Source organism: Herbiconiux daphne (genome assembly GCF_024979295.1).
Taxonomy (GTDB): Bacteria; Actinomycetota; Actinomycetes; order Actinomycetales; family Microbacteriaceae; genus Herbiconiux; species Herbiconiux daphnes.
In genome coordinates, this window is sequence record NZ_JANLCJ010000857.1 from 1 (window position 1) to 509 (window position 509).

Sequence of the window (509 nt, forward strand, 5' to 3'; positions counted from 1 at the left end):
ATAACGCTGTTGCAGATGCGATACGCAATGGTTCCAGCCGTTAGTGAACAGTTCAGAGCGAGGCTGGTTAATGATACGTGTTGTACCATCCAGTGATGGACGGAACATACGACGACTGCGACGACGAAGTTTAGCCAAAGACAAAATGTCATGACATAGTTTATGACCAACTTCCAAATCGTCCTGAACATTCCCCAGACCTTTAGGGATACCCTTACGGATAATATCTGATGGGTCTGTATTCGCCAGCATCTCAACGAACTGTTCGTCACTGAGATTGTTGTTTTCCAGCGCTACTTCTTTCAAGGAAAGAAAGCGGTTGGTCAGACGAATTAACTGGCCTTTGTGCCACTTGGCTTCACCGAGACGGAACTCGATAGACCCGAAGTTGCCCATTGGCAGAAAGTTAATCGCTGTATATTTATCCCAACGAGATGCCAGATTATGGAAGAATGTGCTGTCGTTATCAGCCCACCAATTACCCAGATCTTCTAACTGACCCTGAGCAA

1 protein-coding gene is annotated in these 509 nt (G+C 46.2%); it reads right to left on the reverse strand.

Features of this window, described 5'->3' with window-relative positions; genetic code table 11:
- The coding region (locus N1032_RS28070; RefSeq protein ID WP_259544035.1) for a hypothetical protein at nt 1-509 on the reverse strand (509 nt) is incomplete at both ends.